Origin of the sequence: Pseudomonas sp. NKUCC02_KPG (genome assembly GCF_019345465.1) — a bacterium.
Taxonomy (GTDB): Bacteria; Pseudomonadota; Gammaproteobacteria; order Pseudomonadales; family Pseudomonadaceae; genus Aquipseudomonas.
Map to the genome: position 1 here is coordinate 1 of NZ_JAHKRC010000012.1, position 14,005 is coordinate 14,005.

13 protein-coding genes are annotated in these 14,005 nt (G+C 59.8%); 3 read left to right on the top strand and 10 right to left on the bottom strand.

Annotation, left to right across the window (positions count from 1 at the left end; genetic code table 11):
- Positions 1-54: 54 nt before the first annotated feature.
- From KO536_RS16435 to rnd, 3 genes are all read right to left on the bottom strand, one after another.
- Positions 55-987 (bottom strand): D-2-hydroxyacid dehydrogenase, encoded by a 933-nt coding sequence (locus tag KO536_RS16435; protein WP_219262455.1) that lies wholly within the window; start codon positions 985-987, stop codon positions 55-57.
- A 126-nt stretch (positions 988-1,113) separates the two neighbouring features.
- Positions 1,114-1,407, bottom strand: coding sequence for a YcgL domain-containing protein (locus tag KO536_RS16440; RefSeq protein ID WP_133079337.1), 294 nt, complete (start codon positions 1,405-1,407; stop codon positions 1,114-1,116).
- Positions 1,404-2,537, bottom strand: coding sequence for a ribonuclease D (rnd, locus tag KO536_RS16445; RefSeq protein WP_219262456.1), 1,134 nt, complete (start codon positions 2,535-2,537; stop codon positions 1,404-1,406). The genes KO536_RS16440 and rnd overlap by 4 nt, the downstream gene beginning before the upstream one ends.
- A gap of 253 nt (positions 2,538-2,790) precedes the next feature.
- Between rnd and ampC the strand changes: the two genes are divergently transcribed.
- On the top strand, positions 2,791-3,951 hold the full coding sequence (gene ampC / locus KO536_RS16450; RefSeq protein ID WP_219262457.1) for a class C beta-lactamase: 1,161 nt from the start codon (positions 2,791-2,793) through the stop codon (positions 3,949-3,951).
- On the opposite strand, the gene KO536_RS16455 is transcribed toward ampC, so the two are convergent.
- Together KO536_RS16455 and KO536_RS16460 are read right to left on the bottom strand one after the other, a co-directional pair.
- Positions 3,948-4,598 (bottom strand): class I SAM-dependent methyltransferase, encoded by a 651-nt coding sequence (locus KO536_RS16455; RefSeq protein WP_219262458.1) that lies wholly within the window; start codon positions 4,596-4,598, stop codon positions 3,948-3,950. The two genes, ampC and KO536_RS16455, sit on opposite strands and share 4 nt — an antisense overlap.
- 130 nt (positions 4,599-4,728) lie before the next feature.
- Positions 4,729-6,108: a glutamine synthetase family protein gene (locus KO536_RS16460; RefSeq protein ID WP_133079333.1), complete on the bottom strand. Its 1,380-nt coding sequence runs from the start codon at positions 6,106-6,108 to the stop codon at positions 4,729-4,731.
- A gap of 407 nt (positions 6,109-6,515) precedes the next feature.
- On the opposite strand from KO536_RS16460, the gene poxB reads away from it, so the two are divergent.
- Both poxB and KO536_RS16470 read left to right on the top strand, forming a co-directional pair.
- The gene (gene poxB, locus KO536_RS16465; protein ID WP_133079332.1) at positions 6,516-8,237 is read left to right on the top strand and encodes a ubiquinone-dependent pyruvate dehydrogenase; all 1,722 of its coding nucleotides are present in this window, start codon (positions 6,516-6,518) and stop codon (positions 8,235-8,237) included.
- A gap of 618 nt (positions 8,238-8,855) precedes the next feature.
- A complete protein-coding gene (locus KO536_RS16470; protein ID WP_219262459.1) occupies positions 8,856-9,203 on the top strand; it encodes a DUF6124 family protein in 348 nt (115 codons plus the stop codon).
- A 103-nt stretch (positions 9,204-9,306) separates the two neighbouring features.
- Here the strand turns inward: KO536_RS16470 and KO536_RS16475 are convergent, their stop codons facing one another.
- From KO536_RS16475 to KO536_RS16495, 5 genes are read right to left on the bottom strand one after another with little or no spacing between them, the layout of a single operon-like run.
- Positions 9,307-10,461, bottom strand: coding sequence for an iron-containing alcohol dehydrogenase (locus KO536_RS16475; RefSeq protein ID WP_219262460.1), 1,155 nt, complete (start codon positions 10,459-10,461; stop codon positions 9,307-9,309).
- Positions 10,462-10,485: 24 nt separating this feature from the next.
- The gene (locus tag KO536_RS16480; RefSeq protein WP_219262461.1) at positions 10,486-11,640 is read right to left on the bottom strand and encodes an iron-containing alcohol dehydrogenase; all 1,155 of its coding nucleotides are present in this window, start codon (positions 11,638-11,640) and stop codon (positions 10,486-10,488) included.
- Between the two features lie 8 nt (positions 11,641-11,648).
- A complete protein-coding gene (locus KO536_RS16485; protein WP_133077785.1) occupies positions 11,649-12,296 on the bottom strand; it encodes an ATP-binding cassette domain-containing protein in 648 nt (215 codons plus the stop codon).
- A complete protein-coding gene (locus tag KO536_RS16490) occupies positions 12,293-13,063 on the bottom strand; it encodes an ABC transporter ATP-binding protein (RefSeq protein ID WP_133077786.1) in 771 nt (256 codons plus the stop codon). Before KO536_RS16490 ends, KO536_RS16485 begins: the two co-directional genes overlap by 4 nt.
- Positions 13,060-14,004, bottom strand: a complete 945-nt coding sequence (locus KO536_RS16495; protein WP_133077787.1) for a branched-chain amino acid ABC transporter permease — start codon at positions 14,002-14,004, stop codon at positions 13,060-13,062. Before KO536_RS16495 ends, KO536_RS16490 begins: the two co-directional genes overlap by 4 nt.
- Position 14,005: the final 1 nt, after the last annotated feature.

Here is a 14,005-nt window from a genome sequence, read left to right on the forward strand (position 1 = left end):
GGCTGCGAGCTTTTCAACATCAAAAGCTCGCAGCCTGCGCCAGCGACTACCGGTTTAGTAACCGCGTTCGAAATCCACTTCGCCACGCAGTGCTTCACCCGCCTGAAACGCCCGCAAGTTATCGACAAACAGCTGCACCATCATCGGTGGCGAGGTGGGTGCCGAGCTGTGGCCTGTCAGCAGCAAGCCCCATGCAGTCCAGAACGGATGCTTGGCCGGCAACGGCTCCTGACGGCAAACATCAATCACCGCGCCCGCCAGATGCCCCACTCGCAAGGCTTCGACCAAATCGGCATCCACCACCGCTACGCCGCGTCCGGCATTGATGAACACGGCATTGGGATTGAATTGCGCAAACAGCGGCGCATCGTAGACGTCATGGGTGTCTGCGGTATTGGGCAGCAGATTGATCACGTAATCCATCTGCCCGACCATGCGCGGCAAGTCGCTCAACACACCCACTTCCTTGAACGGCGCCAGTTCACGGGCGGTGCTGGCAATGGCATACAGCTCAACACCAAAGGGCAACAGAAACTGAGCCACGGTCTGGCCGATATCCCCGGCCCCGACGATCAAGACCTTGCGCCCGACCAGGCTCTGGCCCATGCGGTTATCCCACTTGCGCTCGACCTGGCTGACCAGGCGGGCCATGACTTCGCGCTCGTGACCGAGCATGTAAGTCAACACGTATTCAGCCATCACCTGACCAAAAATACCCACCGCGCGAGTCAGACGGTATGAACGGGGCAAACCTTCAGCCAGTAACGGCGTGATCCCCGCCCAGGTCGACTGCAGCCAGTCCGGCGTGTGGCCCTGGCGCAACAGGGTCGCCAACAGGTCCGGCTGCCCCAGCCACACCTGGCACTCGCCAGCCATGCGCGACAATTGCTCGGAGTCGCCGCTGGACTGAACCTCCAGATCCGGCGCGATGCGTTGCAGAAGTTGGGTGTAGAGCGGGTAGTCTTTCTCGGCGATCAGGATGCGCATGTTTCTAACCTTTCTAAACCGCTGCCAGCACCCGTCGCCGAGGTTTGCCTCGGAGCGTTCGGCCACCGCCAATCTTAATGAGTTCGTTTAAGACAGGTGCCCGGAACCGGACACCTGGCGCTGCACTTACATCGGATCGTTGCGACGCAGCAGCTCTTCGGGCAAGTGCTCGATATATTCGTCTTCGGCCGGAGGCATTTGCAAGTGGTAGCCCTGGGTTTCCAGGTTTTCCAGCACCTTGTGAATGTCCTCGCGCGACAGGGTACGCTCAGGGCTCAGTACCAGGTCAAAGGCATGGAATGGCTTGCCGAAGGCAGCCAGCAAGGGTTCCGGCACGCGCTCCAGGGCATCGGCCTTGAGTACATAAAGATACATTTCGTTGCGTTTGGTGCTGCGATAAATAGAGCAAATACGTTTCAAGACTGTTCTCCAGCGGTGGCCAGGCAATCGAGCAAGGCCTGGCCCATCAGCTCACGGCGCCAGCCGCGCAGTGATTCCGGCAATTGGTAAGGGCCATTGGGAAAGCCGCTTTTCAGCAGGGCTTCCAGGGTTTTCTTGCGCAGCATCAGTTCCGGCGCAATGTTCAAACGCTCGGCCTGGGCCTGACCGATGGCACGCAGACGCTTGATCTGCAGCGCCGCCTCGACCGGTAACGGCTCGGGTACGGCGGGCGGCCATTGCTCTGGCGGTAGACTGCCAGCACGCTTGATCAGATCAAGCAAAAACTCGCCATCCTGACGCACGGTACGCGGGTGCATGTCTTCGATCCGCGCCAGCGCGACCAGATTGTCGGGCTGCGTCTTGGCCAGAGGCCATAACGCGTGCTCACGTATCACACGGTTGCGCGGCAGATCCCGGGCACGGGCTTCGTGCTCGCGCCAGGCGCAAATTTCACGCAACACAGCCAACTGATCCCGTGACAATTTCCAGGCCAGCTTGGCTTCGCGGTACACCTCGTAAGGGTCTACTTCGCGGCGCAGGTTGGCGACAAGCTCGGCACCATCTTCCAGCACCCAGCTGTATTTTTCGTCAGACAGGCGTGGAAACAGCAACTTGTAGACTTCAGCCAGATGCACGGCATCTTCTGCGGCATAGCTGATCTGGGTTTCAGACAGCGGACGCTGCAGCCAGTCGGAGCGGGTTTCACCCTTGGGCAGGTCGATATCCAGCACTTCCTTGACCAGGCGTGAATAGCCCATGGAGAAGCCAAGGTTCAGGTAGGCTGCTGCCAATTGGGTGTCGAACAAAGGCACCGGCAAGCTGGAAGTCAGACGCAGCAACACCTCAAGATCTTCGCTGCACGCGTGCAGGACTTTGACGACCGACGTGTTTTCCAGCAAGTCAGCCAATGGCTGCCAGTTGTCGATGGTCAACGGGTCAATCAGGTAAGCCCGCGTGCCGTCGCCAATCTGGATCAGGCCGGCAATGGGGTAAAAGGTATCGACCCGCATAAATTCGGTGTCGAGGGCTACGAACGGCAATTGTTGCCATTCGGCGCAATGTTGGCCGAGGCTATCGTTGTCGCGAATCCAGTGAATATCGATGGCCACACGGCTCTCCCTTGAAGAATGGCGCGCAGTATATATCGCCCTCAAGTATTTCCGGACATCGACTCGTCATGTTGTGTGCGAAAAAACTTACAAAAGTTAAGTCAAAAACCTGCATCCACTTACCGTTATTACCGGTAGGTTGCCTGACTTCACGCCCATACGATTTGTTACAACACATTATGTGACAAGCCGACAGGACCGGATCGTGACGACACGAGTAGATTTGCGCCCTATAAAAACCGAGGAAACTCCAATGAAAATGTCCTGCAAACTGTCAGCAATGACTCTCTCGCTGGTAGGTCTTTGTGCCTTTGCCAATGCTGCACTGGCTCAAAACCCTGAGCCCGCGCTGGATGCCGCAGTGCAAGACGGCGCCAGAAAGGTGATGCAAGCGTACGCAGTACCCGGTCTGGTTATCGCCGTGAGCGTTAACGGCAAACAACACTTTTACAACTTCGGTGTAGCGTCAAAGGCCACCAAAGAACCCATGAGCCCGGACACTCTCTTTGAAGTCGGCTCCATCAGCAAAGTGTTTACCGCCACCCTGGCCACCTATGCCCAAGCCAAAGGCCAGCTATCACTTAACGACACCGTTGCCAAATACGAGCCTGAGCTCGAAGGCACGCCCTTTGGCAAGATTACGCTGACCCATCTGGCCACTCACACGGCTGGCGGATTCCCGTTGCAGCTGCCTGACAGCGTGCAGAACCAAAGCCAGTTGATGAGCTATTTCAAAGACTGGAAGCCGGTTTACCCGACCGGCACGCAGCGCAGCTATGCCAACCCCAGCATTGGCATGCTCGGCCAGATTGCAGCCAAAAGCATGAACATGCCGTTTACCCAGGCGATGGAGCAGCAACTGTTCCCGGCACTGGGCCTGCAAAGCACCTACCTGACGGTGCCCGCGGACAAAATGGGGGTGTATGCCCAGGGCTACAACAAACAGGATGAACCCGTCAGGCTCAACCCCGGCGTTCTGGGCAACGAAGCCTACGGCGTAAAAACCACTGCCCGCGACCTGATTCACTTTACCGAGCTGAGCCTGGGCCAGGGCGATGCCAGCCCCACCATTCGCCAGGCATTGGCTGACACCCGTGTCGGTTACTATCGCATCGGGCCTGTGATTCAGGACCTGATCTGGGAACAGTACGCTTACCCTGTCGAACTCAAATCGCTGCTGGTGGGCAACTCGGACAAAATGGCCTACGAGAACAATGGCGCCATCGCCCTCAACCCGCCCCTGGTGCCACAGCAGGCGGTGTGGATCAACAAGACCGGGTCAACCAACGGTTTTGGCGGGTACGCGGTGATGGTGCCGTCCGAGCAGAAATCGATTGTCATCCTGGCCAACAAGAACTACCCGAACAGCGCACGTGTCGAGTTGGCGTACGAGATCTTGAAAGCGTTGAACTAAGTATCTTTGCGCAAGATATAGATGCTGCCCATGCCAAAACCGGGCAGCACCTCATACTGCTTGAGGATGCTGAAACCTGCCTGTTTGAACTGAGTTTCAATTTCGCCCCTGCTGACCACGATACGTTGCGGGTCATTGACCGGCTCTGTCCCACGACCAAGAGGCACTGACAGGATCAGGCTGTCGCGACTGACCCGGTGCAGCTCACGCAAAATGACCAGTCGATGGTCACTGTCGCGCACGTGGTGGAACAGCTGCATGCAAAAAATGCAGTCCACCGCGTTCTCGGAAATATCGATGGAGAACACCGAGCTTTGAAACAGCTTGATGCGCGCCAGCAAACTGGCTGGATGGTGGGTCTGGGCGTGATTGAGCATGTCTTGCGACGAATCCGAGGCCAGGATCACCCGATTGCCGTGCTCGGCCAATACAGGCCAGAAACGCCCGGCACCGCAGGCCAGGTCCAGGACCAGCCCGGGTTCCCCCGCCACTTTCAACGCACGGCGAACCAGACGCTTCTCGCGCCACAACGCCAACCTGCGAACAAACCCCTGGGGCTGAGCCTGCAGGCAAACCTTCGCATGCTCGCGGTCATAACGCTCGGCGAACTCATGCTCAATATGGGTAGAAGGTGGCTGCGATGACATGGCCCGCGAACTCTTGTGTTTGATGATGTTCGACACGGAGGTTAGCGGGACACCAGTGAAAAAATTGTCACAGAAGCATGAAAACCACAGGGATGAAGCAGTTTCGTTGTAGCCGCTGTCGACCCTGTGTTCACGCCTGCTGCAAATACCAACGCCAGTCCTGCTCACCCACCTCACCCATGAACTGTCGGTACTCCGATTTCTTCACGGCCAGGTACACCTTCAAGAAGGCTGGCCCGAACGCCTCTTTCGCCCACTGCGAGCCATCCAGCGCCCGCAAGGTGGTCAGCCAGTCGTTCGGCAGCATTTCGGTGGCCTGGGCATACCCGTTGCCTTCAATCGGCGCGCCCGGATCGAGCTGCTCGCGAATGCCACGATGAATACCGGCCAGAATGGCGGCGGCGGCCAGGTAGGGATTGGCGTCGGCGCCACAAATACGGTGTTCTATATGCCGCGAGTACGCCGGACCGCCCGGGACCCGCAAGCTCACCGTGCGATTGTCCACGCCCCAGGTCGCGGCCAGCGGCGCATAGCTGTTGCTTTGAAAACGGCGATACGAGTTGGCATTGGGGCAAAACATCAACAACGAGTCGAGCAAGGTACTGAGCATCCCCCCAACCGCCTGCCTGAGTAATGGCGTACCGTCCGGCGCCTCACTGGCAAACAGGTTGTTGCCCTCCTTGTCGGCCAGGCTCACATGCATGTGCATGCCGGTTCCGGCCAGATCATCGAATGGCTTGGCCATGAAGCAGGCAACCATCCCGTGCTTGTGCGCCACGCCCTTGACCAGGCGCTTGTAGCGCACGGCCTCGTCCATCGCTTGCAGCGCGTCGCTGCGGTGCTCCAGGGTGATTTCCACTTGCCCCGGTGCGTACTCGGAAATCGCCGTGCGGGCCGGGATCCCTTGCAGCTTGCAGGCGCTGTAAAGGTCGGCCAGAAACGGCTCGATTTGCTCCAGCTCACGCAGCCCGTACACCTGGGTAGCGCGCGGACGCTGACCATCGGCATCGCGCGCCGGTTGCGGGCGGCCATTGCTGTCACGCTGCTGATCGAGCAGATAAAACTCCAGCTCTGCCGCCATCACCGGGTAGTAACCGTCCGCCTTGAGGCCGTCGATCACCTTGGCCAGCAAGTGCCTGGGGTCGGCCACGGTGGCGGGCATTCCCTGCTGCGGGTGCATGCTGACTTGCACTGCCGCCGTAGGAATCAAGCGCCACGGCATGCGCTGCAAACTGCCGCTGACCGGGTAAGCGCGGCAATCGATATCACCCACATCCCATACCAGCCCGGTGTTTTCCACATCATCACCATTGATGCTCAACCCCAGAATTGTGCTGGGCAGCGGCCGTCCGCTCTCGTACACCGCCCGCAATTCGTCGCGGTGCAACAACTTGCCCCGGGGCACGCCGTTGTTATCGATGATGAACAGCTCGAACATCTCGATGTCCGGGTGCTGTTCCAGAAAATCCAGGGCTTCTTGTAGCGGGGCAAACGTGGTGGAGGCACTCATGGCAATACTCGTAGATTCGTATCAGGCAGGCGCCCCCCTTGAGGGTACGCGACAGTCAGGATTTAACGGCTAACGAGCATCCGGCGGGCGGGCATGGCGGCAGTGAAACAGGGCCCAGAAAGCCAGTTCTGAGGGCAGGCATGGCACACGCCGCACGGCAGGAGCGCGCGACTGCCGTTGGCACTGAATACTGCTCAGACCACGCCTCATACCTGCAACCGTTGCCAAAAAGGGAACCCAGCCTCACACGGCTGGCCCGCTTGTTTAAATGCAGGGTTTTATACCTTTGGTTACACCTGCGCTAAACATTCCCATCCCGCAGGCCGGTGAACGTTTCAAAGACCGGCAAGGTCGCATGCAGTGTCTATCCTGCTTGATCCACCTTACTGCTTCGAGGAGCCAGCCCCATGACCAGAACGGTTGCCGATTTCATCACCGAAACCCTGCAGCAAGCCGGCGTAAAACGCGTGTTCGGCGTGGTGGGCGATTCACTCAACGGTTTTACCGATGCCCTGCGCCGCCAGGAGCAGATCGAGTGGATCCATATGCGCAATGAGGAGTCCGCTGCTTTTGCCGCCGGGGCCGAGGCCCATTTGACTGGCGAGCTGGCGGTATGCGCCGGCAGTTGCGGGCCGGGCAACCTGCACTTGATCAATGGCCTGTTCGACGCCCATCGCAGTGGTGTACCGGTACTGGCGCTGGCCGCCCATATTCCCGGCAGTGAGATCGGTATCGATTACTTCCAGGCCACCCACCCCGAAAGCCTGTTCAAGGAATGCAGCCATTACGTCGAACTGGTGTCCCACCCCGAGCAGTTGCCGCAGATTCTGCAGCGGGCCATGCGCGTGGCCATCGCCAAACGCGGGGTCGCGGTCGTCGTGATTCCCGGCGATGTGGCGCTGCAAGTCACCGAGGCCAAAGTGCCGCAATGGATAAAGCCTGCCCAACCGCTGATTTGCCCTGCCCCGGCCGATATCGACCGGCTGGCGTCGTTTCTCAATGATGGCAAGAAAGTCACGCTGCTGTGCGGCGCAGGCTGCGCCGGTGCCCATAGCGAAATCCTGGCGCTGGCCGAGCGCTTGAACGCGCCCATCGTGCATGCCCTGCGCGGCAAGGAACATGTCGAATACGACAACCCCTATGACGTCGGCATGACCGGACTGATCGGCTTCGCCTCGGGTTACAAGGCGATGATGAACTGCGACACCTTGTTGATGCTCGGCACCAATTTTCCGTATCGCCAGTTTTACCCACAGCACAGCTACATCGCGCAAATCGACTTGCGCCCCGAAGCCCTGGGCAACCGTTGCCCGCTGCAATTGGGCCTGCTGGGTGATGTGAAGCTCACGCTACAGGCGGTGCTGCCCAAGGTGATGCAAAATCCCGATCACGAACACCTCGATGCCGCCTGCGCCGACTACAGAAAAGCCCGCGAAGACCTCGATGCGCTGGCTGAAAGCAGCCCCAACAGTTCGATCATTCATCCGCAGTACCTCAATCGCCTGGTCAGTGAACTGGCGGCAGAGGATGCGATTTTCACCTGCGATGTCGGCACGCCTACCGCATGGGCTGCCCGTTATTTGAAGATGAATGGCAAACGGCGCCTGATCGGCTCGTTCAATCACGGCTCGATGGCCAATGCCATGCTGCAGGCCATCGGGGCGCAAGCGACATTTCCTGATCGTCAGGTCATTTCAATGTCTGGGGATGGCGGATTCACCATGATGATGGGCGACTTTCTGACCCTCAATCAGGTGGGTTTGCCGGTCAAGGTCATCGTACTCAACAACGGCACCCTGGGCTTTGTGGAAATGGAAATGAAAGCCGCGGGCTTCCCGGATGTGGGCTGCGACCTGAAAAACCCGAACTTTGCGGCAATGGCCCAGGCCATGGGCGTGAAAGGGATACGGGTTGAGCACCCGGCACAGCTGGAAGCCGCACTGCGAGAAGCTTTCAGCCATGATGGCCCCGTGCTGGTGGACGTAGTCAGCGCCCGCCAGGAGCTGGTCATGCCGCCGACCAAAACCTTCGAGCAGGCCAAGGGGTTCAGCCTGTTTATGCTCAAGACAGTGATGGACGGCCGCGCACGGGAGCTGATCGATCTGGCCAAAGTCAATTTGTGGCGTTGAGCAACTCTGTGGGTACTCTGTTGCCGGTCAAACGCGTTCCTCTAGTGGCTGCGCGTAAAACAGGTATTTCGAGTACATCTCCAGCGTTTGTGTCCAACTGAAATATGGGTTTCGCCCCTAGGGCGAGGTGGGTGGTACTCGCGATCCGTAGCATCTGACGACGAAACCTGTAGTCGCTGAGGAGCGAAGCGAGGCTGCGAGGGGTTGCGCAGCGACCCTGCTTGAAGGTCCTTCGGCCCTTATCGCAGCCTGCGGCAGCGACTACACGTGGTGTTCAGGCCTTGGAAATCAGTCATTTCGTACGACGTTTCGCTTTCATTCTCATGAAACATCCGAGAAGATTCCGCTCGCTTGCGCCTGTCCATTTCGGGGAATAGTCTCGGCCAATCGCTGCAAAATCAGCGGTCGGGTTTAGTCGCCCGGTTTAGTACACGGCGCAAGGCGCCACCTCCGCAAGGCGCTTTTTTTCGGCCTGCAAATTATGGTGGCCGTGCGCAGGGCGCCCTTGTGGCGCGCCGGGTTTTCCGTGTACTCCGGTCGACTAACCTGCGCATGGCTGCCACCCATTCGTTTAGTCGCGACAAGTGACAGCTCCCTAAAAAATACGGAGTTGTAACGATGAAAAAAATCACCCCCGATCCCCCTGCTTTACCCCTCGATGCTGCTGACAGTCACGACCCGTTGCTGGACCGTGCCGCCGTCGAACGTGCGCTCAATTACTACCTGCAAAACCATAAGCCTTATCGCCCTATGGGCACGGCCATGCTGGCCATCCCGAACAGTGTCAATTCAGAAGCGGCTTTGGCCCAGGCGTCAGACTTGTTGCGCTGTGCGGGTGCCTGCGCGAATGAGGCGGGGAATGGCTTGAGCGGGCCTGCGCGCGATTTGGTGTTGTCGGTCATGCACCTGGTGGAGCTGGCCAAGGGCTATGTCGACAAGTCGCTGGACACACTGGCAACGCACTGAAGCAGCACGCGCCTGATTGGCGACAGGCGCGTCATTGCTCAATGACGGAAGGGTTTCTGCAGCAGCTGGCGCAGGAACACGGCTACAGCTGCCACGGATTGCGCTAGTAAATGCTTCGGTAAATGGCCTCCACGTCTTGCTCGGTCATGTCACAGGGATTGCTGTCGATCAGCCGACGAATGCCCACCACCACGTCACTGGCCATCACCGGCAATGATGCTTGATCCACGTTCAAATTCGACAGGCGCTGCTCCAGCCCACTGGCTTTGACCAGCCCCTCGACGGCCTGGACAAACGCTTCGGCGGCGCTGGCCTCATTGTCAAAATCCTGGCCTGGCAGCAGGTGCGCGGCCAGTTCGGCGTAGTGGCGCTGAGCGCTGGCCAGGTTGAAACGGATCACCGGCGCCATGACCAGGGCATTGGCGTGGCCATGAGGGATATGAAAACGTGCCCCCAGCGGGTATGCCAGCGCATGGATGGCCGCCACCGACGCATTGACGAACGCCATGCCTGCCATCAATGAACCTTGCAACATGGCGGTACGCGCTTCCAGGTCCTGTCCGTTGGCCAGAACCTTGGGCAAGTTGGCACCCAGCAGTGCCAGGGCCGCGGTCGCCAGACCATCGGAGATCGGGTTTTTACGGGTGCGACTGGTGTAGGCCTCGATGGCATGCACCATCGCATCCAGCCCCGTAGCCGCTGTCACTTTCGCTGGCAGGCCGAGGGTCAGTTGCGGGTCGAGAATCGCCACATCCGGCAGCAATTGAGGCGAATAAACCGCCTGTTTACGCTGTTGCACGTCGGTAATCACCGAGACCCACGTCACCTCGGAACCGGTGCCCGAGGTGGTAGGCATCAAGACCAGCGGCGTGCGTTGGCCCAGGGCCTTGTCGGTGCCGTACAAGTCTTCCAGGGGTTGCTCGCTGTTGATCAGCAACGCCACCAGTTTGGCCGCGTCCAGGGAACTGCCACCGCCCAGTCCCAGCACCCCATCGGCCTTGAACCCTTGCGCCTGTTTCACTGCCCGTTCAACCAGCGCCGATGACGGATCGGGCGCGACCTGGTCAAACACCGCCACTTCGCAACCTGCCGCCTCAAGCACTTTGCAGGCCTGCCCGGCAAAGCCCAGGCTGACAATGCCCGGGTCACACACCAGCATCACACGCTGTGCGCCCAGGCCTCTGAATACGTAACCGACTTCCTGTAATGCCCCGACTTCACAGACGATACGCGGCACACTTCTGAATTCATGATTCATGACTAACTCCTGTAATAAGCGTGCCTACAGCACCGAGGCGTAAATGCCGTAGATGTCGTCGCGGTCAAGCGGGCGCGGGTTGTTGATCAGCAGTCGCTCGACTTTCAGCGCATCATCGGTCAACCGGTCAAGGTCCTCAGCCGTGACACCCACTTCATGCAGGCGCTGGGCAAATGGCATGCGCGCCACCAGACCGGTCATGAAATCGATAAAGCCATCGCAAGCCTCGGCCGCACTGGCAAACCGCTGGCCCGGCAACACCGCCGCGGCCAGTTGTGCATAGAGCGACTCGGCAGCTGAGCGATTGAAGTTCAGTACGGGCACCAGCACCAGGGCATTGCTCAACCCGTGGGGCACATGGAAATGTCCGCCCAATGGATAGGCCAGCGCGTGCACCGCCGCCACCGGGGCATTGGCGAATGCCATGCCGGCGAGCATCGAGCCCAGCAGCATGTCCGATCGCGCCTGCAAATCACCGGGTTCGGCCAGCACCCGGTCCATGTTGGCCGCCAGCAAGGTCAGGGCCTGAACGGCCAGCCCGTCGGACAACACGTTCTTTTTGTGCACGCTGGTGTAAGCCTCGATGGCATGCACCATCGCATCGACCCCGGTCATGGCGCTGACCGCGGCGGGCAGGCCAACCGTCAGCCGTGCATCGAGCAAGGCGATGTCGGGGTACAACAAGGGGCTGACCACGCCCTTTTTCTCATGGCTGGGGGTGGTGACAATCGCCACCGCCGTCACCTCCGAACCTGTCCCTGCCGTGGTCGGAACCTGAATCAGCGGCAGCCGTGGCCCCTTGGCAAGGCCAATGCCGTAGATGTCCTCCAGGCACTGTGTCTGACCGCAGAGCAAAGCCACCAGTTTGGCCGTGTCCAGGGAGCTGCCGCCGCCCAGACCGATAACCGCCTGAGCACGACATTGACGCGCAACATCAACCGCGTCCTGCACCGATGCCGCAGGCGGATCGGCCTGCACTTCACTGTACAACGTGACCTGCAATCCGCTGTCGCGCATGGCCTGCAGCGGTGCATCCAGCAGCCCCGCACGCAGCAGGCCCGGGTCGCTGATCAGCAGCACGCGCTCGGCTTTCAGTTCGCGGCACAGGGTGCCAAGGCGCAGCGCACCATCGATTTCGCAGATCACCCGCGGTGTGGTTTCAAAGATGAATTTTGACATTGTGGTCCCTACCCTACGGTCACGCTGCCGCGCTCGATGCGAAACAACGCATCGACCAGATCGGCAGAGTGAGTGTCATCAGATTCAGAAATCAGTACGCACAATCCTTCCTGACCCAGCTTGGCAATCACCTCGCTCAAACGCCGGGACAGCACCGGCGCCACACCTTCGAAGGGCTCATCGAGCAGCAGCAACTTGTTGCCCGGCATCAATGCCCGCGCCAGTGCCACCAGCTTTTGTTGCCCGCCGGACAATTGCATGGCCTTGCGGTCACGAAACTGGGCGATTTCCGGGATCAGGCTGTAGACCCACTCCAGGCGGCGCTGGCTGTCGGCCAACTTATTGGCCCAGACCGGCAGCAGGATATTTTCTTCCACGGTCAACGACGGGATCAGGCGACGGTCTTCGGGCAGGTAGCTGATACCGGCACCGGCGCGGGTAAACCCGGGCAGGCCGCGCAGGTCCTGACCGGCAAAGGTGATCGAGCCGGAATCGGCGTCGAGCAGGCCCATGATGGCGCGGATCAGGGTGGTTTTGCCGGCACCGTTGTGACCGATCAGGCCAACCATCTGGCCGCTTCCCACCTGCAGGGACACGTCATGGAGGATGGGCACGCCTTCGATCGAAACGTGCAGATTGCGAATATCCAGACTCATTGCGCTGCCCTCTTGTGAGCGTTCGGGCCACCGGTCACAAACTCTTGCACCCGCGCGTTGGCCAGCACGGCCTCGGGTGCGCCATCGGCCAGGACTTCACCGCTGTAGAAAGCCAGAATCCGCGACACATAGCGGCGCACCACGTCCATGTCATGTTCAACGAACAGCACCGTGACCTGATGCTGGGCGACAACCCGCATCACCGTGTCCATCAATGCGGTTTTTTCCTCGGCGCTCACCCCGCTGGTGGGTTCGTCGAGCAGCAGCATTTGCGGATCACCGATCAGCGCCATCGCAATGTCGATCAGTTTGCGCACGCCTTGGGGCACGGCGGTGACCGGCGTGTCGCGCCAGCGGCTGATGTCGAATTCAGCGAGAATCGCATCTGCCTGGGCGATGCGGGATGCATTGCGCATGGGCGCCAGCAACGACGGAAACGGGCTTTGTGCGGCCGATACGGCGATGAGCAGGTTGTCCAGCACGCTCAATTGCGGGAACAACTGCGCCACCTGGAACGAACGGGCCATGCCCGCCCGGGTGATTGCCCGAGGGGTGTGGCCGATGATGGACTGGCCGTTGAACAGAATCTCGCCACTGCTGGGTTTCAGGTAGCCGGTGACCATGTTGATAAACGTGGTCTTGCCCGCGCCGTTGGAACCGATCACGCCGACCACTTCGCCTTTGTGGATGCGAACATTCACATCCTTGGCCGCCGTGACGGCGCCGAACGATTTGCACAGGCCCTTGGTTTCGAGGATGCAACTCATGCTTTTGCTCTCCGTGCTTGCCCGGTGAACAGGCTCCACAAGCCTTTAGGCAGAAATACGATGATTGCCAGCAGGGTGAACCCCAAAATCATCTGCCAGCTGTGTGGCACCAGTTCGATGGCGTAGGTGCGCACCACGGCAAACAGAATGGCTGCAATGAACGGTGCTGCAACATGGGCGGTACCGCCCAGCAGCGCGATAAAGACGAATTCGCCCGAAGTGATCCAGTAGGCCATTTCAGGGTCGATGTGCCCGGCAGACAAGGCCATGAAACCACCGCCCAATGCCGACACCGCGGCAGCCGCAACGTAGTTCATGTACAGCACCCAGCGTGGGGACTGGCCCAGGTATTCAACCCGCACTTCGTTTTCACGAATGGCTTCGCACATCATCCCGGCGCTGCTGCGGCTGTAGCGATGCAGCAACACCGCCAGCACTGCCGAGCAGGCAACGATGATGACAAACAACGCCAGCGGCGCCTGCCCTGAAGCCGGGGTCCAGCCGAACAGGGTCCAGGCCTTGACGTTGAAGCCGTCGGTGCTGCCCAGCGCCGAGCTTTTTACCAGCACGCCGTAGAGGATCATCGAGAACGCCAACGACAGCATGGCGAAGAAAATCTCGCGGTAGCGGGTCATCAACAGCCCCAGCAGCATGGCCAGCAACACTGCGGCGCCCACTCCGATCAGCAACAGCACGGCCAGATCGGTGATGTCCAGAAAATGCCCGCTCATGCCCACGGCATAGCCGCCCACACAAAAGAACAGGCCCTGGCCAAACGTCACCAGCCCGGCGCGCATCTGCATCACCACGCCTTGCACCACCATGGCCTTGGCCAGGGCCATCGTCAGCAGGAACACCAGCCATTGCGGCGCGATTAACCCGCCCGCCGCCAGCAGCACGGCAACGCCGAGCAGAATCAATTCGGTTTTACTCAGGCGCATA

Bases quoted from the DNA above. Each gene is read 5' to 3' on its own strand.
- KO536_RS16490 (WP_133077786.1), bottom strand. From the start codon at position 13,063: ATGAGTTGCATCCTCGAAACCAAGGGCCTGTGCAAATCGTTCGGCGCC.
- KO536_RS16485 (WP_133077785.1), bottom strand. From the start codon at position 12,296: ATGAGTCTGGATATTCGCAATCTGCACGTTTCGATCGAAGGCGTGCCC.
- poxB (WP_133079332.1), top strand. From the start codon at position 6,516: ATGACCAGAACGGTTGCCGATTTCATCACCGAAACCCTGCAGCAAGCC.
- KO536_RS16455 (WP_219262458.1), bottom strand. From the start codon at position 4,598: ATGTCATCGCAGCCACCTTCTACCCATATTGAGCATGAGTTCGCCGAG.
- ampC (WP_219262457.1), top strand. From the start codon at position 2,791: ATGAAAATGTCCTGCAAACTGTCAGCAATGACTCTCTCGCTGGTAGGT.
- KO536_RS16495 (WP_133077787.1), bottom strand. From the start codon at position 14,004: ATGCGCCTGAGTAAAACCGAATTGATTCTGCTCGGCGTTGCCGTGCTG.
- KO536_RS16480 (WP_219262461.1), bottom strand. From the start codon at position 11,640: ATGTCAAAATTCATCTTTGAAACCACACCGCGGGTGATCTGCGAAATC.
- KO536_RS16435 (WP_219262455.1), bottom strand. From the start codon at position 987: ATGCGCATCCTGATCGCCGAGAAAGACTACCCGCTCTACACCCAACTT.
- KO536_RS16460 (WP_133079333.1), bottom strand. From the start codon at position 6,108: ATGAGTGCCTCCACCACGTTTGCCCCGCTACAAGAAGCCCTGGATTTT.
- KO536_RS16475 (WP_219262460.1), bottom strand. From the start codon at position 10,461: ATGAATCATGAATTCAGAAGTGTGCCGCGTATCGTCTGTGAAGTCGGG.
- KO536_RS16470 (WP_219262459.1), top strand. From the start codon at position 8,856: ATGAAAAAAATCACCCCCGATCCCCCTGCTTTACCCCTCGATGCTGCT.